Origin of the sequence: Pseudoalteromonas sp. SD03 (assembly GCF_040937955.1) — a bacterium.
In the GTDB taxonomy this organism is placed as follows: domain Bacteria; phylum Pseudomonadota; class Gammaproteobacteria; order Enterobacterales; family Alteromonadaceae; genus Pseudoalteromonas; species Pseudoalteromonas tetraodonis.
The window spans coordinates 415,769-438,891 of the sequence record NZ_CP162515.1 but is presented as its reverse complement, the minus strand read 5'-3'; the positions used below and the strand labels follow the sequence as shown (position 1 = coordinate 438,891).

Sequence of the window (23,123 nt, the reverse complement as noted above, 5' to 3'; positions counted from 1 at the left end):
ATTGAAGATGTTTTCGCAAATCGCCAATTTACCATCGGCTTTAAAACAGTATGGTATTATTACGGGTAATTACTGGGCTTTTACACTAACAGATGGCGCACTTCGCATGCTAGTGGTGCTGTATTTTCATCAGTTAGGGTATGGCGCGCTCGCGATTGCCATGCTGTTTGTGTTTTATGAGTTATTTGGGGTTATTACTAACTTAATTGGCGGTTGGTTAGGTGCGCATTTAGGTTTAAATAAAACCATGAACATAGGATTAGGGTTGCAAGTTGTGGCTTTAGCTATGTTGTGTGCACCAAGCGATTGGTTATCGGTAAGTTATGTAATGTTAGCGCAAGCCTTAAGTGGGGTTGCCAAAGATCTCAATAAAATGAGCGCTAAAAGTGCGATTAAATATTTAGTTCCCGAAGGTGACAATCAGCAAAGCCAATTATACAAATGGATTGCTATATTAACGGGCTCTAAAAATGCATTAAAAGGGGTTGGCTTCTTTTTAGGGGGGCTATTACTTACTTTACTAGGATTTGTTGGAGCGTTAGTTGCTTTAATTATGCTTTTAACTATCGCTTGGATCATTAGCTTAGTGTATTTAGAGGGTGATATAGGCAAAGCTAAAAATAAACCAAAATTTAAAGCGTTATTTTCTAAGTCTAGGGCAATTAATTTACTCAGTGCCGCTCGGTTTTGTTTATTTGCTGCTCGTGATGTATGGTTTGTTGTTGCACTGCCTGTTTATTTAGCCTCGCAATTTAATTGGCCACACTGGTGGGTTAGTGGTTTTATGGCACTATGGGTGATTGCTTATGGGGTAGTGCAATCTCAAGCACCAAAAATTACGGGTAAGTCACTTGTCAGTAATGATGCGATAAAGAAAGCGTATTACTGGGGGGGAGTATTGGCGTGTGTCACCTTGTTATTAGCTTGTTTGATGCAGTTGAATATAGCTGTAAACACTACGCTAATTGTTGGGTTATTTATTTTTGGTGCTGCATTTGCTATTAACTCATCATTACACAGTTATTTGATTGTCAGCCTTGCTAAAAGTGATGGTGTTTCTCTGGATGTAGGTTTTTATTACATGGCTAACGCTGCAGGAAGACTGGTCGGGACAGTACTTTCTGGTTTTATGTATAAAGTATATGGCCTGCAGGCCTGTTTGTGGGTAAGCGCTAGCTTACTTTTGCTCGTTTGTTTAATCACTCAACGGTTAACTAAACAAAGTTAGCCGAACACTAAATACTAAAATAAGTCACTAAACGGTATTTCTGAAATATTTTATAGTATGTTCTTTTAATTGGTCTAAACTAAAAAATACATATGTAAGGTAAGGTAATTTTAATGCGGGAAATAGCGTTAGCAAAAAAGTTATTGTGGATAAGTGTTGGAAGTATACTTTTAACGGTTGTACTATTTTCAGGAATATTGTGGTCTAAATTATCATCAAGTAATGCACAAACCTCTTCAGAGGCAGAAACATTAATTGTCAGTGAAGTAGATGGTCGCTTAACCGCAAATGCAGCCGCATACGGTGAGAAAATTGCTGCATTTATCAATGAAGCTTATCGGATCCCATACTCTCTTGGCAGTATTTTAGAAGACGCCGATAAAACATCCATAAACAGAGAATCTGTCGTTCTACTAAATCGCTCAATACTAGAAAGCAATGATGTGATTTCTAGTATTTACTCACAGTTTGAAAAAAATGGCTTTGATGGCAAAGATAGTGATTTTACCCAAGGGTACGATCATTCAGTTGCTGGAGCTGGCACACTAGAGGTTTATCTAACGAGAAATTCGAACGGCGTTGTTGAACAACAAGTAGTAGAAGATGCCTCAGAAAAATATGTTGATAAAATTAATGAATTCGGTTTACGTGAAGCCGAATGGTACTTATGTGCAAAAGACAAATTAAAACCCTGTATCATGGAACCCTACCTCTATGAAATAACACCGGGTTATTCTGAAATGATGACCTCTTTAGTGGTGCCTATTATTAAATCAGGCCAGTTTGTAGGGGTAACAGGCGCGGATATTACACTACCTGTATTTCAAAAATTGACAGAAGAGCTTTCAAAAGCGCTTTACGATGGTAAAGCAAAAGTAACGTTACTTAGTCATTTAGGTTTAATTGTCGGTACGAGCCACTACAAAGAAAAACTAGGTCGCCCTTTAAAAGAAGCGGTTAGCGCTAAAAGTTATGAGAGTTATAAAGCTCTAAAAGGCACCAAAGGAACAAACAAACAAGGCGCTGAAATAATGGTGTCTTACCCGATTGAAATTAAGCTTGCTGATGTGAAATGGATGCTGCTAATTGAAGTACCCGCTGAACTTGCCTTTGAAGGACCTATTCAATTAACTGCTGGGATGTCTGAGGCTGCAAAAGAGCTGGGTGTGATTATTTTGATCACGGGAACTGTGATTGCGGTATTGGCATTTATAGTAATGAAACTTGTTGTAGGCAGTGTTGTGGCGCCACTTAAACAAATACAAGAACGTGTAGATAACCTAGCCAGCTCTGAAGGTGATTTAACACAAACACTACATGTTGATACGCATGCTGAGCTTATCGCTTTGGCCGGAGGATTTAATAAGTTTTTATCAAAACTGCGTGAACTTATTAGTGAGCTAAAAGCGGTCTCGGATCAAACCAAGCATCAAGGCGAAGTTACCTCAAATATTGCCGTAGAAACCAAGCATAATGTTCAGGCACAGTTTAAAGAAATTGAAAGTGTTGTGACGGCAATGAACGAAATGAGCGCGACAGCACTTGAAGTGGCAAAAGCTTCTGAGCAATCTGCGCAACAAGCTGATGAAATCAATACCTTAGTGGTTAGCAGCGAGTCGAGTTTATCTTCTGCGATGACCCAAGTTAAAACAATGTCTGAGGAAATCAAAGAAGCCAACCAAGCAGTCGAAAAAGTGGCTTCACGTAGTAATGATATTACGCAAATTTTGGATGTGATCCGAACTATTTCTGAGCAAACAAATTTACTGGCATTGAATGCCGCCATTGAGGCTGCACGTGCCGGTGAACATGGTCGAGGTTTTGCTGTTGTTGCGGATGAAGTTAGGGCTTTAGCGTCTAAAACTCGCTCATCCACCGACGATATTAGCAGCCTAATTGATAGCTTGTTATCAGAAGTAGGAAATGCCTCAACTGTCATTGAAAAAGGCGTTGTACGTGCTGAAAATGCAGTTGATGAAACTTCTACTGCCTTTGATGCACTGCACAGTGTTGTTGTAAAAGTGGATGAAATAACTAACCAAATCACCCATATTGCAACCGCAGCTGAAGAGCAAAGTTTGGTCACTGAAGAAATAAATCGTAATTTAACTATTATTTCTGATGCGGCATCTCAGCTCTCTGATTTATCTGCTCAGGCAGGCGATAGCAGCCAAGAACTCAATAAGTTGGTTGCACAGCAAGACGCTGAGCTGAATAAGTTGAAAACGTAAATTTTTTATTTAGAGTTAAACAAGCGGCTAATTTAATACAGATTAGCCGCTTTTTTATACGCTGAATAATCAAACGGAATATAAAAAGAGTTTATTTAAGCGCAAAGACAAGCATCCAATAGGATTACAGTTTTTTGATTAGTACAAACATTTGGTTGATCATCGGCATCGCCAAATGCTCGACTGCAGGGCGATTAAAGTAACCTCGTAATCCTGTAAATTGCACTTGGAAAAATTGTGCGTATGCAGTTGCAGTTAAATCACCGCTTAGCTCACCATTTTCAATAGCGCGGGTAAACAATGTGGTTAAATAAGATTCAAATTTAGTCAGTAATCCTGCGCTTAACTCACTTAAAGCCGTGTCTTTTTCAGCAAATTCGGTATTTGCTTTTACTAACATACAAATAGCACTTGGACTGCAGTCCTTGGTTTTAATAATTACATTTTCAACAAATGCCCGCAAACCACCTAAAATCGAATCAGAGTTTGCTATAAAGCCCTCAATTTGGCTTTTCATCTGTACGGTGTAGTCTTTTAAGGATTCGCTGTATAACCCCTCTTTAGAGCCAAATGCAGAGTAAATACTTCCTGGGCGCATATTTATAGCTTCCTGTAAATCGCGGGTAGAAGTAGCATGAAAGCCTTTCTCCCAGAACAGCTGACTTGCCACGCGAACAACATGTTCACGTTCAAATTTAATTTTATTGGCCATAATAGTTTCTATTAATTTGAGCGACTGTTCAATTTTAACTTGAGCGACCGCTCAAAATCAAATAATATGTTTCTCAACACGACTTAATACTATTTATTATATAGGAGCAAACTATGGCTGAATTTACCTTATACACGCAAGAAAATGCATCAGCAGAGGCAAAACCTTTATTAACAGACTCTGTCGCCGCTTTTGGAATGTTGCCTAATCTTCATGCTGTGATGGCTGAGGCACCAACATTGCTAAAGGGTTATCAAGTACTGCATGAGTTATTTCAAAAAACATCGTTTAATGCACAAGAGTTAACGGTTGTTTGGCAATCAATTAATGTTGAGCACGAGTGCCATTATTGTGTGCCAGCACACAGTGGTATAGCGGCTGCCATGAAGGTTGATGAGAATATTGTGGATGCATTAGTCAATAAAACCCCGCTTGCTGATCCTAAACTTGAGACACTTCGTGAGACAACGCTTGAAATGACACGAGAACGTGGTGTGTTAAGTCAGTCACAGCAGGAAAAGTTTTTTGCAGCAGGGTATACAAAACAACAGCTTCTTGAAATTGTGTTGGGTCTTGCGCAAAAGGTGATGAGTAATTACACCAACCATCTTGCAGATACGCCTGTTGATAATGCGTTTAAAAAATTTATAAAGTAACTTAAGATCAGTGTTCTAGTTCAAAATCGTAATTATTAATGGCTAGAACACTGTTTTTTAAAGTACTAATACGTTTTTAGGTATTACAAGGCAATAAGTAAAACTTATTTAAACTTTACTTCTTTATTGCTGCGATGGTAGGTGCGAATTTGCGGCTTAGTCCATTCACCTTTTTTTAAATAACTGGTGGAAACAACAAATTGCTCATCTTTGAATTCACTAGTTGATTTAACTTTAGTGATGCCCTCTTGGCTGCCAGTGACGTCTTCATAAGCAACAAATTGTGTTGGGCTCAACACTTTCATGACTCCTTTGGTATAAAAGCCAGCCGTAGTAAAATAATAAAATACTAATGACTGTTTTTTGCGATCATAGAAAATCATTGATTCGCCCCCATACTCACCTTCATTTATAGAATGCGTAGTGCGAATGGCTTTACCATTTAAAGTGCGCTCCCATTTGGTCACATCTTGGGTTGGAAGCGGGTTTTTATCTATATGAAAATCAGCTTGCCAAGTACCTAAGTAAGGAGTGAATACCGCAAGCTCAGGCTCTAGTAAATCCGTTTTATTATTTGCTTGAATACTGAATATACATAGTGAAAACAGCAGCATCGAAGCCTTTAAATATGTCATAATTTAACCTTGGTGTTTCTTTTAATTATCTTCATTATAGGCGATTATTTTTTGATAAAAAGTAGCTTAATTATATTTTCCAGCTTGTTTATAGCCTTATTTTGGTTAGCTTACTTAAATAATGAAGTTGAAATGTACTTACCCATATATGTTTCATCGATCAGCTGTATTACATTTGTATATTACGCATGGGATAAGCGAAAAGCGGTACAATCAAACCATAAAAAGGTGAGTCGTATACCTGAACGACACTTACATCTATTGGCTTTATTTGGAGGATGGCCCGGTGCACTTATTGCGCAGCAAAGTTTACGACATAAGTCACAAAAGCGAGTCTTTATTGCAGTGCTATGGGTATGTATTGTGGTTAATATTAGTGTAATTAGTTACGCGTGGTTTGCCTATTACCGTATTTAAAATGCCTTTATTGAGCGTAATAAAGGCATTTTAAATTGATCATTCGCTTATTGCGCAGACTGGCTTAGCTGCTTTTCATCTAGCTCAATAGTTAAGATGGTTTTTTTGTCAACCGTTACCCATTTCCTATAAGTCACATAACCTGCTTTACTTACTTCGATATCATATTTACCTGCATCTAGTTCAATAGCGTCTTGATATACAGGCACTATATTCATAATACGTACTCTAGAGTCAGCAGGGTTAGTAATAACAGTCAGTGATATTGGCGCATTCTCTTCGCTAACTTGAGGCGTTGGCTCAATAACTACTTCCTCTGTTTTGTTTACACTAGAAGTTGTCGAACAACCCGTAAGTATAACGGCTGCAGCTAATAAGCTTAAATTTTTCATAGGTACTCCATTAATTATAAAAAGTCTAAATATTTTAAAATCTTGGCGGAGTGTATGATGATGAAAATGCACTCGTCGTCCTTGACTTTATTATGTATATTTTGGGTTAGTCTAATAGCTAACTAATCTATATTCAATTATATCTGTGTTATTTTTGAGCAATAAATAAGAGTTGTTTAAAGCATATTGTCTAACGATTGCGTGATGGCCTCACTTTTTTCAACCAAACGTTCAGCTGCTTTATACATTCTTTTTTTCATTAAATCGTTCGCTGTACTAATGTAACGTCTCGATAATTCTTTTCTAAGCGATACTAAAAGAGAAAAATCGTTGGGTAGTGCTGTCGATTCGGATTTAATAAACTCTTCAAATTCCATTAAAGCTTTATGATCTTCAATAGTTTCTAATTGTGCAGAAAAGCGTTGAAACTTTGGACCATAAAAAATGACCGCATCGGCACGAGGAAACTCGGCTTGTTCGCCTAAATTAATCTTTTGTTGGTATGCGGTTAGTGCATTAATTGCAGACTCACGCTTCATTAAATTTGCAAGAAGCTCTTCTGCTTTTTTGTTATTTGAAAATACAATTTTACCCACATTTAAAAGTACTTTTTGTGAGATGACATCATCGCTTTCTATGGCTGTGTTTAACGCAACAGTAAAGTTATCAAGATGCAGATCTGTTGGTTGATAACGGTAAGTTTTATCTACTTCTTTTAGATCTTTAACGAGATGAGCAATACTATTGGGCTGGTCTTCGTTGTAGCGTGATTGTTCGAGTAATAAATCTATTCTCGCGGTAATATCAAAAATAATTGATTGGCGCTCTCTCAATACACTTTCTAATTGCATCGAAAGTTTTTCTGAATCGGGATAGTAGTTCAGTGCATTAGAATAGACCGCTATTATTTTATCAAAATCTTTAAATTTACGGCCCGCAATATTATTAAACTGGCTTGCTTCATCATTAAAGCTATCTAATATACTTTGCTGATTTGATCTGAGTAATCCTTGTTTAAGCACCTCATACTGTGGCGGAATTTGTTCTAGCTTGTTTAAAATAGTAGGGCCTTGCCAAGACATCCATGCTTCCACTTGTTGGTTGATTGCCTTGGCGTTATCAAGTTGTGCCTGTAATTGCTTGGTATTATCTGAGCTTGAAAAATAATTTTGAGTGATTAAGGCAATAATTGCCACACTAGCCACACTGGCAAAAATAGCGGGTTTTAAGTTTACTTTTAGCGTTTTTGAAATTTGTTCTAGTGAATCGAGTCTTTGGCTGGCGCTTAAAGATAATGCTTTATGTAAATTTTTCCATAAAAGGAGAGGGCAATTACTTGGTTTTTTTACAGTAGTATTTTTAGGAACTTTATCTGCAGCAATGCGGTTAAATGGGTGCTTACTGCTTAGAAGCTCATAAGCAATACAGGCAAATGAAAATACATCATCTTTAATGGATGCTTCGCCGCCTTTTAGCTGCTCAGGGCTAGCATACGTTGGAGTATAACCACCAATGGTTGCAAACTCACTTTCGTTTTTAACAGCATATTGGTCGTCCAAACTTTTGTGTTTAGCAATACCAAAATCAAGCACTTTGAGGTTACCATTAGAGTCAAAAATAATATTCGAAGGCTTAAGATCATTATGTATTACGCCACGTGAGTGGGCATATATAAGGGCGTCAGTTAATTGCTCTAAAATAATTTTCGCTTTTTTAAACGCTAAACCTGATGGTTTATTTCGCTTAATAATTTGTTCTAGAGTTTCTCCCTCAATGAGCTCCATAGTGACATAATATAAATCGCCATCAGAGTCTGCTGAGTACACTTTTACAATACTAGGGTGAGCAAGTTGTTGTGTTTTTGCTGTTTCATCTTTCAATAATGAAATAGCTTCTTCAGAGTTGGAAAATTCTTCTTGGAGCACTTTTATAGCGACCGATGCTTCAGAGCGACCGCTGTTTTCTAAAAAGGTATCTCGCGCACGATATATGTAACACATTCCACCTTGCCCGATGAGCTCTTCAATTAGGTAGCGATCGGATATCTTTTTGCCGAGGAGGTTTTGTTTATGGATGCTTGATGTTTTTTTTGTGCTGGAGTCTAGAGAAGCAATCTGAGTTTTATCGTTGTTATCATTAATATTGCTCATTAAAAAATCCTTTTATTGTGTTTAGTTAAATAATTATAAAGGTAAATAATCTCTACTTACCTATCAATTTTCCCTCTGATATAAGCATGTATTTTACAAAAATATACAATTATAGCAATGCCTGAATAGCATATTGTTGCCGGTGAACTCGCTTTATAGTGAATTGAAAAAGTCGGTTTAAAGCCAGAAGATGTCTCTAAAGTGTTTATTTTTGGCCTAGTTAAAAAGCATTAAAAAGAAAAGTAACAAACGCCGTCGATGAGTATATAGGGCGTATTGTTTTAGAGACAAAATCTACAATGCGACATTTTCCTGTGTTAATTTCAATGTTGACAATAGTTTCGCTTCTACTTTATCCTGTTCACAATAATGATATAGGGACTGACTTATCAAATGGAACTGATACTAAACATCACTAGTTATCACAGACTTTCGCCTGAAATCGAAGCTACCAAAACGGTAAAAGATTCACTCACTTTTGGCCGTTCTGAGGGATGCGATTGGCATCTCCCCGATCCTGAAAAAATTATCTCCAGTAAGCACGGTAGAATTGAAAAAGAAGGCGATTCTTTTTATATATACGATAATTCAACCAATGGTTTGTTTATTAATTTTGCAGTGGCGCCTTTAGGTCAAGGTAATAAACAACGTTTGTCAGATAGTGATGTCTTAACTATTGGTGATTTTCAGGTTGATGTTAGTTTAGCTGATGAGCCACACGCAGATATTAGTAATCCTATTACTTCAAACAGTTCTCAACAAGCAAATACATTTGCTTCACATAGCAGTCAAACTGCAGAGTCTGCGCCGTTATTCAATGATTCAATTATGAATGAGTCTATGCCTGCGGTATCTGTAATTTCACAACAAGCAACAGTGGATAATCATATTCCAGAAGATTGGGATGAACTAACTCGCCTTATGAATACCGATGAGTTTGATCTTGGTAATGACGAAGTGAATTCTTCAGCGCCAGTTGACACTCCAGCTCCAATAAAAGAAAGCGCACCGACTAAACGTTATAATGCTGAGCAGCAAGCTGTAAAACAAACAGCGCCTGTAAAAAGCTTTACTCAAAATGATAAAGTGTTTTGTGATGCCTTTTTAAACGGATTGGGGATTAAGGATGAGCTTAAAAGTGCCCTAGATAATGAAAAGCTGTGGTTTGAGATGGGGCAGGGCTTAAGTTTATTACTGACAGAGCTCATGGAATCTTTACGCCAACGCGCGATTGTAAAGAACAAATTAAGACTGAACCATACAATGTTTCAGACCGAACAGAACAACCCATTGAAGTTTTCTGCCAATATTGATGATGTTATTCAGAACTTGTTCATAAAAAATAGTGCAAGCTTTCTGTCTTCGAATGAATCTATTAAAGAAAGCTTTGTAGATACACGCAAGCACGAGCAAGCACTGCTCGCTGGTGCAGATGGCGTGCTCAAAGGGATGTTATCGCAAGTTTCTCCCGTGCAAATTAATCAACAGGCAAACGATAATTCTAACGTGTTAAAAATTATTCCAGGCCAAATAGAGTCTAAATGCTGGAAGTTATATCAAAGTTTATATGATGATATTTCTCAGGAAGTTAACGCGAAAGGCGCTATGGCTATGTCTGATGATTTTTTAAAAGCATATAACGATCGAATCAAAGAAACGCTCTAGAAAGGAAAGTAAATAATGCATAAAGTTAAGCTCTATTTAATGAGTTTTAGTTTACTATTTTTGGTACTGGGATGTACTACGATGAATAAAATCGTACCTCCTTCTACAGATCTGATCATCAATGTATCTAAAAATGTTAATCCGGATACATCAGAACGCCCTTCTCCGGTGGTGATGAAAATTTTTGAGTTGAGCTCAAGAACAATTTTTGACACGCAGGATTTTTTTAGTTTATACGATACGCCAGAAAAGATATTAGGCCCTGATTTATTAAAAAAGGATGAGTTAGAGCTTCAGCCTGATTCAGTACAGCAATATAAAATGAGCCTTAATCGTAATACTCGTTATGTTGGGGTTGTTGTTGCTTACAGAAATATAGACCAAGCAAGGTGGAGAGCGGTTATTGAAGTTGACCCCACCGGTTATGACGACATAAATGTAAATGTAGAAGCGATTGCTACATACATGAGAGAGCAATAAAAAAGGATTTTTAAAATGAGTGATAACACTCGTGTTGCTTGGACTGAGGGGATGTTTTTAAGACCTCAGCACTTTCAGCAATCAGATAAATATATTTCAAATGTGATTAAGCAAGTATGCATTGGAAACCTTGCTGATCCATGGGGAATAATAGATATTAGTATTGATAATGAATTACTTAACAGTGGTCAATTCGCTGTGGATTCATTAACTGCAATTACCCCGGATCTACTGCCAATTGATATGCCTCAGTCAACCTCTTTACCTGAGCCTTTAGTGGTTAATAAAGATGTGTTTGACGAAGTTGTTTATTTGGCTATTCCTGCGCTAAAAAATAGTGGCGTTAATATATCGTCAACTGACGATAATATGGTTACTCGCTATAAGCTTAACGATTTGGCAGTGAGTGATGACTTATTGGGAGCGCAGTCTCAAGAAATAATTCAAGTTGCAAAAGTATACAGTAAGTTGATGCTGTCTTCTGATGATCATTCAGGGTATATCGTGTTGCCTTTAGCACGAATAGTGGATGTGAGCAGCGAAGGGCAAATAAAGTTAGATGCAAAGTACATTCCTCCCTCTTTAAAAGTAGGGCAGTGTAAACCTTTATCGGGGCTAGTGAGAGAAATTGGCTCAATGATAAAGCAACGCGCTGAAAGCATTGCTGCTAGGTTGTGCCAAGGTTATGCGGGTAGTACGTCAGTTGCAGATTTTATAATGCTGCAAACACTAAATAAATATGACGCGATATTTAATAATTTGCTCAGCGTTAATAGTTTACATCCGAACGTGTTTTATAGCCGCTTAATTGAACTGGCAGGTGAGTTATCAACCTTTAGCACGGCTAATAAAAGAGTGCCTAAATTACCTAATTATGATCACACAAATTTAGGGCAAGTGTTTAGTGAAGTGGTTAACTTTTTATACCAATCATTAAGCCATGTAATTGAGCAAACCGCGACTGAAATTAAGCTTGAACAAAGTAAGTTTGGTATTTCGTTTGGTGCCTTAAAAGATAAATCTATTTTAAATTCAGCGCAGTTTGTTTTAGCAATTAAAGCAAGCGTTCCGCATGAAGAGTTGAGAAAAATTCTACCTTCGCAAATTAAAATTGGCAGCGTTGAAACCATTCGTGATCTTGTTAACAACCAGATCCCAGGTATTACAATTAGTAACTTGCCAACAGCGCCAAGACAGATCCCTTACCATGCTGGTTTTCATTATTTTGAATTAAATCGCCATGGTGAACATTGGGAAAAACTGCGCTCCAGCGGAGGAATTGCTATCCACCTCTCAGGAAGTTACCCAGAACTCCAATTAAGCCTTTGGGCTATTAGAACTTAACTTTTTAAAAAGGAAGAGTTTCAATGGACGAAACCATTATAAAACCACGCCCTGGCCGACTAGGGCGAAATACCCCAAGCAGTGGTGCAGCGCAAAATGATGCTGATAAAACCGTTATGTCGGTTGAGCCACCCTCTGCAAAGCCGATGAGCAATAATAAGGTATCAATTTTTAAAAATCCCTTGTTAGAAGCGGCAACAGATTGCTTTTCTCTTGTGATATCCATAAATCAATCGCTTGAAATGAGCAATCTAGCAGCGCTCAAACACCGCTGTGTTGAGGCTATAAAGCGTTTTGAAGTGGAAGTCCGTAACCAGCACCTATCAAAAGAAGTGATTAATAATTCACGCTATTGCCTATGCGCTATTCTTGATGAGTCTGTATTGAATTCAAAGTGGAGCTCAATGGAGTGGGCTGATGAAAGTCTGCTGTCGACTTTTCACAAAGAAACCTTTGGTGGTGAATATTTTTATACTCTACTTGATGCCGGGTTAGGGCAACCTGAAAAAAACAAACAGTTTTTGGAGTTGCAATACCACTGTTTAAACTTAGGCTTTAAAGGGAAATATCGATTAGATGCCGGCGGCGATACAAAAGTCGAAGAGTATCGTTCACAGCTTTATCATTTACTCAATCAGCTTGATGGCCCGATTAATAATAAACTATCTCCAAACTGGCAACAAAGAGTTGCTGCAGGTGTTGAACTAAGAAATCAAGTGCCACTGTGGGTCATATTTTCTGTGCTGGGGCTGATATTATTGATGATTTATCTATCAATAAATATGAAGCTAAATAACGATGTTTTTGCGATTAATGAAAAACTAGCGGGCATTCATCCGTTAGCTGTTAATCAAACGGTTGATAAAAAAGATCAGCAGCTGCGTGTACTTGAACAGTTACTGCAAACAGAAATTAAAATGGGGATTGTTGCTGTTGCAAAAAATTCCGATGGGATCCGCATAACGATAAACAGTGAAAATTTGTTTAAACAAGGGGATTCTCAACTACTTCCATCATTTCAGCCTATTTTAGAAAAGTTAGCGTTAAGCTTAGAGGGAACTAAAGGGCGAGTGCTTATAACGGGCCACACAGATGACTTACCAATTAGTACAGATAAGTATCCTTCTAATTGGCATCTTTCTTTAGCCAGAGCAACACAGGTTGCTAATTTAATGGCTAAAAGTACCAACTTAAGCGGTCGTTTATGGCCAGAAGGAAAGGGCGCTGCAGAGCCTATCGCCAGCAATTCAGATTCAGCTTCTCGGTCATTAAACCGACGAATTGAAATCGATCTATTATTTTAATGAGGCTGCAATGAGTTTCTCACAAAAATTTAAAAAAATAACCTACGCACTAACATCACGAACCGCTATATTAATTATCGGCTTTTTAGCCTTATCATTATTAATTTGGTTTGGTGGCCCTTTAATCGCAGTGGCAGACTATGTACCGCTTGCAGGTGTAGCATCACGATTATTAACTATTTTATTGGTATTATTAGTTTTTTCAGTGACCAAAATTTATCGTCTTATGCAGCAAAATAAGCGCGATGAAAAAATGGCAGATGAGTTAATTGATAACAATGATGCTAATAGTAGTGAAGTAAACGAAGAAATTACTACTCTTAAAACGAGAATGAATGAAGCTATAGATCTACTAAAAGATGTAAAGCTATTTAAAGGTAAAAATATATACCAGTTACCTTGGTATATTATGATTGGCCCTCCGGGTGCAGGTAAAACAACGGTTATTCATAACTCAGGCCTCGATTATCCATTAAAAGATAAGCTAGGCGTTGACTTAGTTCATGGTGTAGGCGGTACGCGTAATTGTGACTGGTGGTTTACCAATAAAGCGGTATTAATTGATACCGCAGGGCGTTACACAACACAAAGTAGCCACGCAAAACATGACTCAAGAGCATGGGAAGGTTTTTTAGGGTTATTAAGAAAGCATCGTCCGTTACGTCCTATTAATGGCGTGATGATCAGCATGGGTATTTCTGAGCTAATGAGCCAGACCAAAACTGAGCGAAACCTACATGCTCGTGCTATAAAACAGCGTCTTCAAGAATTACAAAACCAACTAGGGATGACATTTCCTGTTTATGTTATTTTTTCTAAAGTTGATTTAATTGAAGGCTTTAGAGAGTTTTTTGCTGAGCTAACTGAAGAAGAATGTGAGCAGGTTTGGGGAATTACCTTTGAACTTGATTTAGATAAAGATACTCAGGTAGATGCGTTCAATAAAGAGTTCCATGCTTTAATTTCTAAGCTTACAGAGATGTTAAATCGTCGGCTTATCAATGAGCGAAATGAAGCTATTCGTGCCAAGATTTTTGAATTCCCTCGACAGTTACGGGTATTGCAGGGCGTAGGTGATGACTTTTTAAAAGAAATTTTCACCCCCAATGCCTATGAAGAATTACCCATGTTCAGAGGGGTGTACTTAACCAGTGCGACGCAAGAAGGGACACCGTCAAGCTTTTTAAATGATGCGAGCGCAGGGAAAACAGATTACATAAATCAATCTAAAAGTTTCTTTATTAAGAATGTTTTAGAAAGTGTTATTTTTCCTGAGCAAAACTTAGCAAGCACTAACAAACATCATGATAAGCAAAATAAATGGCTTCGCGTTGCAAGTATTTCAGCTGCGTGTGTTGCTTTATTAGGTTTTTCAGTTTCGTGGTACTTTAGTTTTGCATGGAATAGCAACTTAATAGACGCCACCGATGAGGCAATTACTACTTACCAAGAGCTCGATGCCTCTTCGTTTGATAGAAATAATTTATTGGTGTTGAACGACAGACTAAATGCACTGAGAAATCTACCTGCTACTAACCCTGAGCTCATTAACCCTGAGGATGCTTCATCAGTTGGTTTTAATAAGTTAACCGAAATTAAAGAATCTTCTACTAATGCTTACAAGCGTTCTTTACAAACGTATTTAGAGCCATTTGTTGCTAATACTTTAATTAAGGAAATGGAAGCGCATCCAGAACACTTAAGCTATTTATATGAAACGCTAAAGTGTTACTTAATGTTGTTTAAACCTGAATACTTTGAAAGTGAAGATATTGTGGTGTGGTTCAGTGCTTATTTAGACAGAAACTTACCCGGTGATTTGAATATGCAAACGCGTGGTGAGTTAATGAATCATATTTCAGCTTTACTCAATGAGGGAATCACGCAAACCGAAATAGATAACCAAGCTGTGCGAGTTGCACGTGCAGAGTTAACTAAACTACCGATTGCGGAAAGAGCATACCAGCGTCTTCAAGCTGATTTTCTTGATAGTAGTATTCCGCCTTTCAGACTAACCGATATTATTAGCTTTGAAAGTGCACAAAAGTTTACTTTTCGTAATAACGGCGACTTAACGCGAAGCATTCCAGGGTTATACACTTTTAATGGTTTTCATGGCATTTTTAATATTGAAAAAGGAAAAATGCTTGGTAACTTAATGGCTAGTAGCTGGGTTTACGGGCAAGAAGCCTCAGGAACTTACGATATTTCTAAAGCGGAGATAGAGAAGAAACTAGAGCAGCGCTATTTCCAAGATTATATTTATTATTGGCAGTCATTTTTAGATGACTTGAGTCTTAATCAATACAGCTCACCCGCTGAAGGCGTCAATATTACTGATGTATTAGCAGGCTCTGAAGCGCCGATTAAAAATATCATTAATGCGGTGAAAAAGAATGTTCAGCTTACTAAACTACCAGTATCTGAAAATCAAAAAGTAGCCGGTGATGTGGCAGCCAATGCTGCTAAAGTCGCTATGCAAACTAAAGCAAATCGAATTAAGCGCTTTTTACCTGATGAAGCTCCAAAATTTGAAATTGATCTACCAGGTTACCAAGTAGAAGAAGCCTTTGAAGATATTATTGATATTGATGTTCAGCAACTTGATAATATTCAGAAAAATTTAAGAGAGTTAAATATTTATTTAACCAAGCTTGATAGAGGCGATCAGCTTAAGTACTCCATTAAAGATCAAATAAGCGGTAAGAGTAAACCTAGCTTTATTCGCCAATTAGAGTATCAAAGCAGCGACTTACCTTATCCATTTAATAGTTGGTTACTGGATATTAGTAGAGATACTAGCAACATAACCAAAAATAGTGCTAACAGGCATCTAAATGAAATTTGGAAAAGTAAAGTTTTACGCGAGTATAACGCGGCGATTGTGGGCCGTTACCCATTTGCTCCGCAGGCTGAAAAAGAAGTCAGCATTAAAGACTTTACCCGCTTCTTTGGTCCTAATGGCACCATAGACAACTTTTTCAATAGCTACGTAGCCCCGAGTGTGGACATGAGCTCAACCCCTTGGAAGTTTGAAAAAGATATTGGTATTAGCAACAACACGTTAAAAATGTTCGAGCATGCTTACAAAATTCAAACCGCATTTTTTGACCGTGGTAGTAATACTCCAAGAATTGAGTTTGGCTTGCGTACCTTTAAATTAGACAAAACGGTCTCAAGCTTCATGATTGAAATTGATGGCCAATCTATGATTTATCGTCATGGTCCGCTTAAGGTGACCAATTTTGTTTGGCCTGGTGCAAGTGGTCAAAGCAAAACTCGAGTGGTGTTTACTCCACCAAATGGTGGGCGTTCAATTAACACCACCTACCAAGGTGAGTGGTCACTATACAGAATGTTAGATGAACTGAGTGAAAAGCGAAGTAAAACGCGAGAAGACTTAGAGCTGCATTTCTCACTAATGGGTAACAATGCAAAAGTAGAATTATTGCCGAGTTCAATCAGGCATCCTTTTTGGAATAGCAGTGTAGAGAAGTTCTCATGTCCGACCCGATTGTAGATATTGGTTATCTTGGCAAAGTCCCTTGTTTAGGCGACTTTGTTCAAGATAATGTTACTAAAGAGTTTTCAGAGCATTGGGAGCAATGGCTTCAGGCTGCCATTGCTGTAAGTAAAGAACAGCTTGGTGATGTTTGGCAAGAAAACTATTTAACAGGTCCCGTTTGGCATTTTGCCTTAAGCCCAAATATTGTGGGTGATACTGGCGTTATGGGCACGTTATTGCCAAGTATGGATGCTGTGGGGAGGCATTATCCTCTCACGGTAACGCGAACAACACATATTGCTCCTGTCGATGTACTTCATTCTGGTGTTTTTTCGTTGGAGTACGAAGATGCAGTACTCAAAGTACTTGATGGCTCCGTTGATTTATTTTCTTGGCGCAAAGAGTTAGCTAATACTTTGAGCGAAATTACTTCAACTAAAAAGCAAGTTAGTTTTGCAAACTCGCTAGATAAGAATAAACAGGCTACAGCATTGGAGTTTTCTGGTACCGAATTAAGTGATCACATTTTACAAGATGCCATGCATGCCATTTTATATAAAAAGTATGGTGATTACAGTGTTTGGTGGACTCATGGCTCATGCAATATTAAGCCTATGGTGTTGATCACTTCGGCTCTACCGCCTGTAAATCAAGTGGCCGCTATGCTAGATGGACGATGGAAACATTGGGAATGGAATTTTACACAGGTAAAAAATAGTGATTAATAATTTAAGCTCAAGTTATGCCATTACCCACCGAGGTGCTGTTAGGCAACTTAACGAAGACGCGCATGTAGAAATTAACAGCCATAATTTATGGGTAGTAGCTGATGGTATGGGAGGACATGAAGCGGGTGAAGTTGCCAGCCAATTAGTTGTTGATGTTATAAGAACCCATGTTGAAAAGTTTAAACTAGAAGATTTAAACGTCAGTGACATTGTTAAAGCCATTGAAGATGCAAATAAACAATTAACTGAATATAGCGCGCAATACTTAAGCAACAAAACAGCGGGCAGCACGGTGACAGCTTTGTTTGTTAAAAATGAGCGCTATTACATTTTATGGGTTGGCGATAGCAGAGCTTATTTGTTGCGCAATAGTAAGTTGACTCAAGTTTCTAGAGATCATAGCCAAGTTAACGACTTAATAGATGAAGGAATGATTTCTGTTGAAGAAGCTAAAAATCATCCACTATCTAATGTAATTACCCGTGCCGTAGGGGTAATGGATGAAGTAAAAGTTGATGTTGTTGAAGGGGATATAAACACAGGCGATATATTTTTACTGTGCTCAGATGGTCTTACTGGCGAGTTATCAGATGAAGAAATATGTTTGTCATTAGAGCCCTCTAGTATTATTGATTCAGGAATGGCGTTAATGCATTCTTCGTTAGTCAGAGGAGCCAAAGATAACGTGACCTGTATTTTAGTAAAATATGATGATGTGGATGCCAATCTATCGATACAATCTTGCAATTTGCAAGATGAGGCAACGATTCCATTGTTCACTAAGTAGCTGATTAAGCCTGTTTTAGTATAATCAAGAAAAAAAGTTGTAAATAAATCAGGAACAAAAAAACTGTTATTTCAATTATTTATAAAATAACATTAGCCAGCTTATCGGCATAATAGCGTCAAGGCTTGTAATTTAATTTAAAGAATGTAATATAATTTCCGCTTTGCTTCTTAGAGCACATGGATAATATTTAGGACAATGGAATGTTTTTATTTGAAGAGTATATTTCCCCTATTTCAGATGCTGAGTTTGCAGGTATTGATCCGCGCTCAGACGTCTCTCCAACGTCTACTTACTATGCCTTAAAAGATTTAAGAAACCAACTTCGTGCGGCTGAAAGAAATGCCTTAGTCGATGAAGAGGGAATTGCTTCACTTTCGCGAGATTGGCTGCCATTACTTGAACAATGCAGTGAGGCAGTTAAAAGCGAAAGCAAGGATATTGAATACCTTGCATGGCTAATTGAAGGTTTATGCCGCGTTCACGGGTTTAAAGGAATAGCGTTTGGTTTTCGCGTTGCCAAGTATTTGCTTGAACACCATTTTGAATCCCTTTATCCAACACTTGATGACGGTGATGAAATTTCAGACAAAGTGTCTGCCTTAGTTGGCTTAAATGGTACAGCCGGTGAAGGCACGTTAATCATCCCAATAAAAAGCATTTATATGACAGACAGTGTCAGTATGGATCCTTTTTCTTTTTGGGAGTATCAGCAAGGGTATGATATTTCGCGTTTAAATGATGAAAAGCGCGAAAAGAAAATAGCCCAAGGCGCAGTTGATTTTGAGCAATTAGAAAAAAGTGCCGCTGAGACCAGTACCGAATTTTTTGTGTCTTTAAAAAACGATATTGAAGATGCGATAGAGCAGTTTGCTGCCTTGAGCGAAGTTATGGATGAGGTGACAGGTGAGCCACAACCGACGTCTAACATCAAACAAGCATTAGAAGTGAGCTTAGCGGCGGTAAAACACGTAGCAGCAGATAAGCTTGAAGCAGCGCAAACTGCACTAGATAAAGCTAACGCTGAGCCTGAAGAGGAACTTGTTGAGGATGCGATTCAAGCTGATTCAGAGCAACCTAAAAAGCTTAGCAGTGATGAGATTAATTCAAGAGAAAACGCAATAAAAAAACTTCAAGAAATTGCGACTTTTTTCAGAAAGACTGAGCCTCATTCACCGATGTCTTACACGATAGAACAAGTTATTCGATGGAGCGAATTATCGCTACCTGAGTTATTAAATGAGTTAATTACAGATAGTGATGCTAGGACTGGATACTTTAAGTTGTCTGGCATTAAGATCAGCGAAACTGAAACATAGTAAAAGGAGTTCTCAATGAGTATCCATGATAAGTTAAAACGAGTTCGTAAACCTAGAGTACATATCACTTATGATGTGGAAACCGAGGGCGCGGCAGTAAAAAAAGAATTACCCTTTGTAGTGGGTGTAATGGGCGATTTTTCTGGTGATAATACAGAAGCGCTTAAGCCACTAAAAGATAGACGTTTTATTCAAATTGATCGTGATAACTTTAATGATGTTTTAAAGCGTATGAGCCCATCTCTACGTTTAAAAGTAGACAACACATTAACGGATGATGGTTCTCAGTTTGAAGTTAATTTGAACTTCAAATCGATTGACGATTTCGAGCCTGCAGCCGTTGTAAATCAAGTAGAGCCGTTACGCAAATTGATGGAAACGCGTAACAAGCTTCGTGACTTGATGACGAAGATTGACCGCTCAGAAGAACTTGAAAACGTACTAGAAGAAGTATTAAGCAACACAGCAAGCTTAGACTCGATGGCGAAAGAACTTAACTTAGAGGAGACTGATAAATGAGCACTGAACAATTAGCAACAGAATCAGAATCGGTAGCAGAAGTTAGTTCTTCACTTTTAGAGCAAGCAATCGGTGCGACTAAACAAACAGAGTCAAGCCGTGCTGAAGAGTTACTGAAAACGTTAACTGAAGAAGCATTAAAAGGCACAGTTCAATGGAACAAAAACATGACTGTGACGTTTAATGAAGCAATTCAATTAATCGATCAAAAAATCTCAAAGCAGTTAAGTGTCGTAATGCACACGGATGAGTTTCAAAAACTTGAAGGCTCATGGCGCGGATTACATCACTTAGTTATGAATTCTGAAACTAGCTCAACATTAAAAATTCGTGTTTTAAACATGAAAAAGAAAGAGCTGCATAAAGACTTAAGTAAAGCTGTTGAGTTTGATCAAAGCCAAACCTTCAAGAAAATTTACGAGTCAGAATTTGGTACCCCAGGTGGTGAACCGTATGGCACGATTGTAGGTGACTTTGAATTTACGAATCACCCAGAAGATGTTGAAACATTAAGCTTAATGTCTAATGTTGCAGCCGCTGGTTTCTGTCCATTTATTGCCGCATCATCACCGTCGTTATTTGGCTTTGATAATTGGGAAGAATTAACTAAGCCACGTGATTTAGAAAAAGTGTTTGAATCACTAGAATACACTAAATGGCGTTCATTTAGAGACAGCGATGATTCACGCTTTGTATCACTTACTATGCCGCGTTTCCTTTCGCGTTTACCTTATGGTGCAGCGTCAAAACCAGTTGAAGAATTTAACTACGAAGAGTTTGAAGTTGAAGCGAAAGATGGCCGTTCAGTTAGTACTGATAATAGTGATTATTGTTGGAGTAATGCCGCATACGCTATGGCAACAAACATGACCGCTGCTTTCTCTCAATATGGTTTCTGTACTGCTATTCGTGGCGCAGAGGGTGGTGGTAAAGTAGAAGGCTTACCAACGCACATATTTACAAGTGATGATGGCGATCCAGATCTTAAATGTCCAACAGAAATTGGCATAACAGACCGTCGTGAGGCCGAGCTAAGCCAGTTAGGTTTCTTGCCTTTATGTCACTATAAAAACACTGATTATGCTGTTTTCTTTGGTGGCCAAAGCTGTCAAAAACCAAAAATCTACTCAACACCTGATGCAACCGCTAATGCTGCCATTTCAGCACGCTTACCTTACTTAATGGCGACTTCTCGTTTTGCTCATTACCTTAAAGTAATGGCGCGCGATAAAATTGGTAGCTTTATGGAAGCCGAAGACGTTGAATCATGGTTAAACCGTTGGATTCTGTCTTATGTAAATGCGACAGAGGGCGGTGGTCAAGATATTAGAGCACGTTACCCTCTTGCTGATGCGAAAGTATCTGTAAAAGAGATCCCTGGACAACCTGGTGCCTATAACGCTGTTGCTTGGCTTAAACCTTGGTTACAAATGGAAGAGCTTACCTCTTCTTTACGCCTTGTAGCTAAAATCCCAGAGATCGGTTAATAAAACCGCTCTCTGCATTAAGGATGATGCAATAGAATGAATCACGAAGAGTTTTCATTTATCAATCAAGACTTCACTTTTCAACAAAAGTCGCAGTCTAGAATAAGTGATAATGACGCTTTACTCGATAGGTTTTTAAACGAAAAAAACCTAGATAAAGCGTTATTATTATGGCTTGAAGGCTCTTCTGATTCTCCACTTTCTTGGAATAAGGAGTCATTGAGTCCTTATTTACAGCGTGTGATCATTGAACTCGATCAACTGATTTCTGCACAACTCAATCATATAATTCATGCGAAAAGCTTTCAAAATTTAGAAGCTAGTTGGCGAAATCTATGGTGGCTATTATTACAAACAGAGCAACAAGACAAAGAAAAAAAAGTAAAAGTTAAATTGCTTAATTGTGACTGGCCAACGCTCTCAAAAGACGTAAATAAAGCGATAGATTTCGATCAAAGTACGTTTTTTCAATTACTCTATCAAAACGAATTTGACAGTGCCGGCGGCGAGCCCTTTGGTATTGTGATTGGTGATTATGAAATTAGTAATGGTTGCTCAGCGGGCACTATTTATAACGATATAGATACGATTAAAGAAGTGTCAAGAACGGCTGCCGCCGCATTTTCTCCTTTTATATGTTCGGCATCGGCTAACTTATTTGGCGCTGATAGCTTTTCAGATTTAGGTTATTACTCTGATTTATTTAATCACTTTGAGCAGCCTGAATATATAAAATGGCAAAGCTTTAGAAAAATGGAAGAAGCTAGATTCATGGGTTTTACACTCCCTCATGTGCTAGTTAGGCCGCCTTATGCTAATGACGGTAAGCGCCATCAAGAATTCTATTTCAAAGAACAAATTATTAATCCAGAAACAGATATGCTGTGGGGGAATGCAGCCTATCAATTTGTATCAACAATAATCAGAGCTTACTGCGATAGCGGCTGGTTTGGGCATATACGTGGTATAGAGCCAGGAAAAGTGTCAAAAGGGTTAGTCACAGGGCTAGCTCGCGATAGTTTTGCTAATGATACTTATCAAAAAGAAGCTAAGCCGCCACTGGATTTGTTAGTAACCAGTAAGTTTGAAAAGCAATTTTCTGAACTCGGTTTTATCCCAGCCTCTTCGGTCACAAATACCGAACATATTGTTTTTTACAGTAATGCGTCGGTTCAAAAGACAAAAAATTACGACTCAAGCGCTGCTAATATCAATGCGCGCTTATCGTCTATGTTGCAATACATTTTATGTGTATCGCGCTTTGCGCACTATTTAAAATTATTGGCCCGAGACCGTGTAGGCTCTTACAGTACGGCTCAAGCGTGTGAAAGAGATTTACAGGCGTGGATCAATAACTACACAACCGCGTCAGACTCTGCGTCTGAGCACATTAGAAGTAAATACCCACTCAGTAATGCAAAAATAAAAGTAAGTGAAAACAAGGCTAATCCGGGTCATTACTTTTCGGTTTTGCAGTTACAGCCCCATTTTCAGTTAGACCAAATGGTCTCGAGTATTAAGTTAATAACAGAGCTCAGTCCTCATCATAAAATAAAGGAATAGT

The 23,123-nt window shown here is 38.1% G+C and carries 19 protein-coding genes; 15 read left to right on the top strand and 4 right to left on the bottom strand.

Annotation, left to right across the window (positions count from 1 at the left end; all coding sequences use genetic code 11):
• Positions 1 to 7: 7 nt before the first annotated feature.
• Both arsJ and ABZP26_RS18365 read left to right on the top strand, forming a co-directional pair.
• Complete coding sequence (arsJ, locus tag ABZP26_RS18370; protein ID WP_368485638.1) at positions 8 to 1,228, top strand: organoarsenical effux MFS transporter ArsJ; 1,221 nt, start codon at positions 8 to 10, stop codon at positions 1,226 to 1,228.
• A gap of 113 nt (positions 1,229 to 1,341) precedes the next feature.
• Positions 1,342 to 3,459 carry a methyl-accepting chemotaxis protein gene (locus ABZP26_RS18365; RefSeq protein ID WP_368485637.1) on the top strand — a complete coding sequence of 706 codons (2,118 nt, stop codon included), beginning with the start codon at positions 1,342 to 1,344 and terminating at the stop codon, positions 3,457 to 3,459.
• A 124-nt stretch (positions 3,460 to 3,583) separates the two neighbouring features.
• Here ABZP26_RS18365 and ABZP26_RS18360 read toward each other — a convergent pair whose 3' ends face one another.
• The gene (locus tag ABZP26_RS18360; protein WP_013462952.1) at positions 3,584 to 4,171 is read right to left on the bottom strand and encodes a TetR/AcrR family transcriptional regulator; all 588 of its coding nucleotides are present in this window, start codon (positions 4,169 to 4,171) and stop codon (positions 3,584 to 3,586) included.
• Positions 4,172 to 4,284: 113 nt separating this feature from the next.
• On the opposite strand from ABZP26_RS18360, the gene ABZP26_RS18355 reads away from it, so the two are divergent.
• Positions 4,285 to 4,827 carry a carboxymuconolactone decarboxylase family protein gene (locus ABZP26_RS18355; RefSeq protein WP_033102987.1) on the top strand — a complete coding sequence of 181 codons (543 nt, stop codon included), beginning with the start codon at positions 4,285 to 4,287 and terminating at the stop codon, positions 4,825 to 4,827.
• Positions 4,828 to 4,931: 104 nt separating this feature from the next.
• Here ABZP26_RS18355 and ABZP26_RS18350 read toward each other — a convergent pair whose 3' ends face one another.
• Complete coding sequence (locus ABZP26_RS18350; RefSeq protein ID WP_013462954.1) at positions 4,932 to 5,462, bottom strand: hypothetical protein; 531 nt, start codon at positions 5,460 to 5,462, stop codon at positions 4,932 to 4,934.
• Positions 5,463 to 5,513: 51 nt separating this feature from the next.
• On the opposite strand from ABZP26_RS18350, the gene ABZP26_RS18345 reads away from it, so the two are divergent.
• Positions 5,514 to 5,879 (top strand): DUF1294 domain-containing protein, encoded by a 366-nt coding sequence (locus ABZP26_RS18345; RefSeq protein ID WP_036955235.1) that lies wholly within the window; start codon positions 5,514 to 5,516, stop codon positions 5,877 to 5,879.
• A gap of 47 nt (positions 5,880 to 5,926) precedes the next feature.
• Here the strand turns inward: ABZP26_RS18345 and ABZP26_RS18340 are convergent, their stop codons facing one another.
• Positions 5,927 to 6,271, bottom strand: coding sequence for a PEGA domain-containing protein (locus ABZP26_RS18340; protein ID WP_028834242.1), 345 nt, complete (start codon positions 6,269 to 6,271; stop codon positions 5,927 to 5,929).
• Between the two features lie 176 nt (positions 6,272 to 6,447).
• Positions 6,448 to 8,421 (bottom strand): serine/threonine-protein kinase, encoded by a 1,974-nt coding sequence (locus ABZP26_RS18335; protein WP_013462957.1) that lies wholly within the window; start codon positions 8,419 to 8,421, stop codon positions 6,448 to 6,450.
• A 393-nt stretch (positions 8,422 to 8,814) separates the two neighbouring features.
• Here ABZP26_RS18335 and tagH point away from each other — a divergent pair, with 393 nt between their 5' ends.
• From tagH to tssC (ABZP26_RS18280), 11 genes are all read left to right on the top strand, one after another.
• Positions 8,815 to 10,086 carry a type VI secretion system-associated FHA domain protein TagH gene (tagH, locus tag ABZP26_RS18330; RefSeq protein WP_368485636.1) on the top strand — a complete coding sequence of 424 codons (1,272 nt, stop codon included), beginning with the start codon at positions 8,815 to 8,817 and terminating at the stop codon, positions 10,084 to 10,086.
• 15 nt (positions 10,087 to 10,101) lie between these two features.
• The gene (gene tssJ / locus ABZP26_RS18325) at positions 10,102 to 10,566 is read left to right on the top strand and encodes a type VI secretion system lipoprotein TssJ (RefSeq protein ID WP_013462959.1); all 465 of its coding nucleotides are present in this window, start codon (positions 10,102 to 10,104) and stop codon (positions 10,564 to 10,566) included.
• 15 nt (positions 10,567 to 10,581) lie between these two features.
• A complete protein-coding gene (gene tssK, locus ABZP26_RS18320; RefSeq protein WP_368485635.1) occupies positions 10,582 to 11,910 on the top strand; it encodes a type VI secretion system baseplate subunit TssK in 1,329 nt (442 codons plus the stop codon).
• Between the two features lie 23 nt (positions 11,911 to 11,933).
• Entirely contained in the window at positions 11,934 to 13,214 is a 1,281-nt protein-coding gene (gene tssL / locus ABZP26_RS18315; protein WP_013462961.1) for a type VI secretion system protein TssL, long form, read from the top strand.
• A 10-nt stretch (positions 13,215 to 13,224) separates the two neighbouring features.
• The gene (gene tssM, locus ABZP26_RS18310) at positions 13,225 to 16,734 is read left to right on the top strand and encodes a type VI secretion system membrane subunit TssM (RefSeq protein WP_058155789.1); all 3,510 of its coding nucleotides are present in this window, start codon (positions 13,225 to 13,227) and stop codon (positions 16,732 to 16,734) included.
• Positions 16,716 to 17,444, top strand: a complete 729-nt coding sequence (gene tagF / locus ABZP26_RS18305) for a type VI secretion system-associated protein TagF (protein WP_024602748.1) — start codon at positions 16,716 to 16,718, stop codon at positions 17,442 to 17,444. The genes tssM and tagF overlap by 19 nt, the downstream gene beginning before the upstream one ends.
• Positions 17,437 to 18,234, top strand: coding sequence for a PP2C family serine/threonine-protein phosphatase (locus ABZP26_RS18300; protein WP_368485634.1), 798 nt, complete (start codon positions 17,437 to 17,439; stop codon positions 18,232 to 18,234). Before tagF ends, ABZP26_RS18300 begins: the two co-directional genes overlap by 8 nt.
• Before the next feature lie 203 nt (positions 18,235 to 18,437).
• Complete coding sequence (gene tssA, locus ABZP26_RS18295; RefSeq protein ID WP_024602746.1) at positions 18,438 to 19,553, top strand: type VI secretion system protein TssA; 1,116 nt, start codon at positions 18,438 to 18,440, stop codon at positions 19,551 to 19,553.
• 15 nt (positions 19,554 to 19,568) lie between these two features.
• Complete coding sequence (gene tssB, locus ABZP26_RS18290; protein ID WP_010389380.1) at positions 19,569 to 20,072, top strand: type VI secretion system contractile sheath small subunit; 504 nt, start codon at positions 19,569 to 19,571, stop codon at positions 20,070 to 20,072.
• Positions 20,069 to 21,559 (top strand): type VI secretion system contractile sheath large subunit, encoded by a 1,491-nt coding sequence (gene tssC / locus ABZP26_RS18285; protein ID WP_013462966.1) that lies wholly within the window; start codon positions 20,069 to 20,071, stop codon positions 21,557 to 21,559. Before tssB ends, tssC (ABZP26_RS18285) begins: the two co-directional genes overlap by 4 nt.
• 36 nt (positions 21,560 to 21,595) lie before the next feature.
• Positions 21,596 to 23,122, top strand: a complete 1,527-nt coding sequence (gene tssC, locus ABZP26_RS18280; RefSeq protein WP_028834236.1) for a type VI secretion system contractile sheath large subunit — start codon at positions 21,596 to 21,598, stop codon at positions 23,120 to 23,122.
• The last annotated feature ends 1 nt before the right edge of the window (position 23,123 follow it).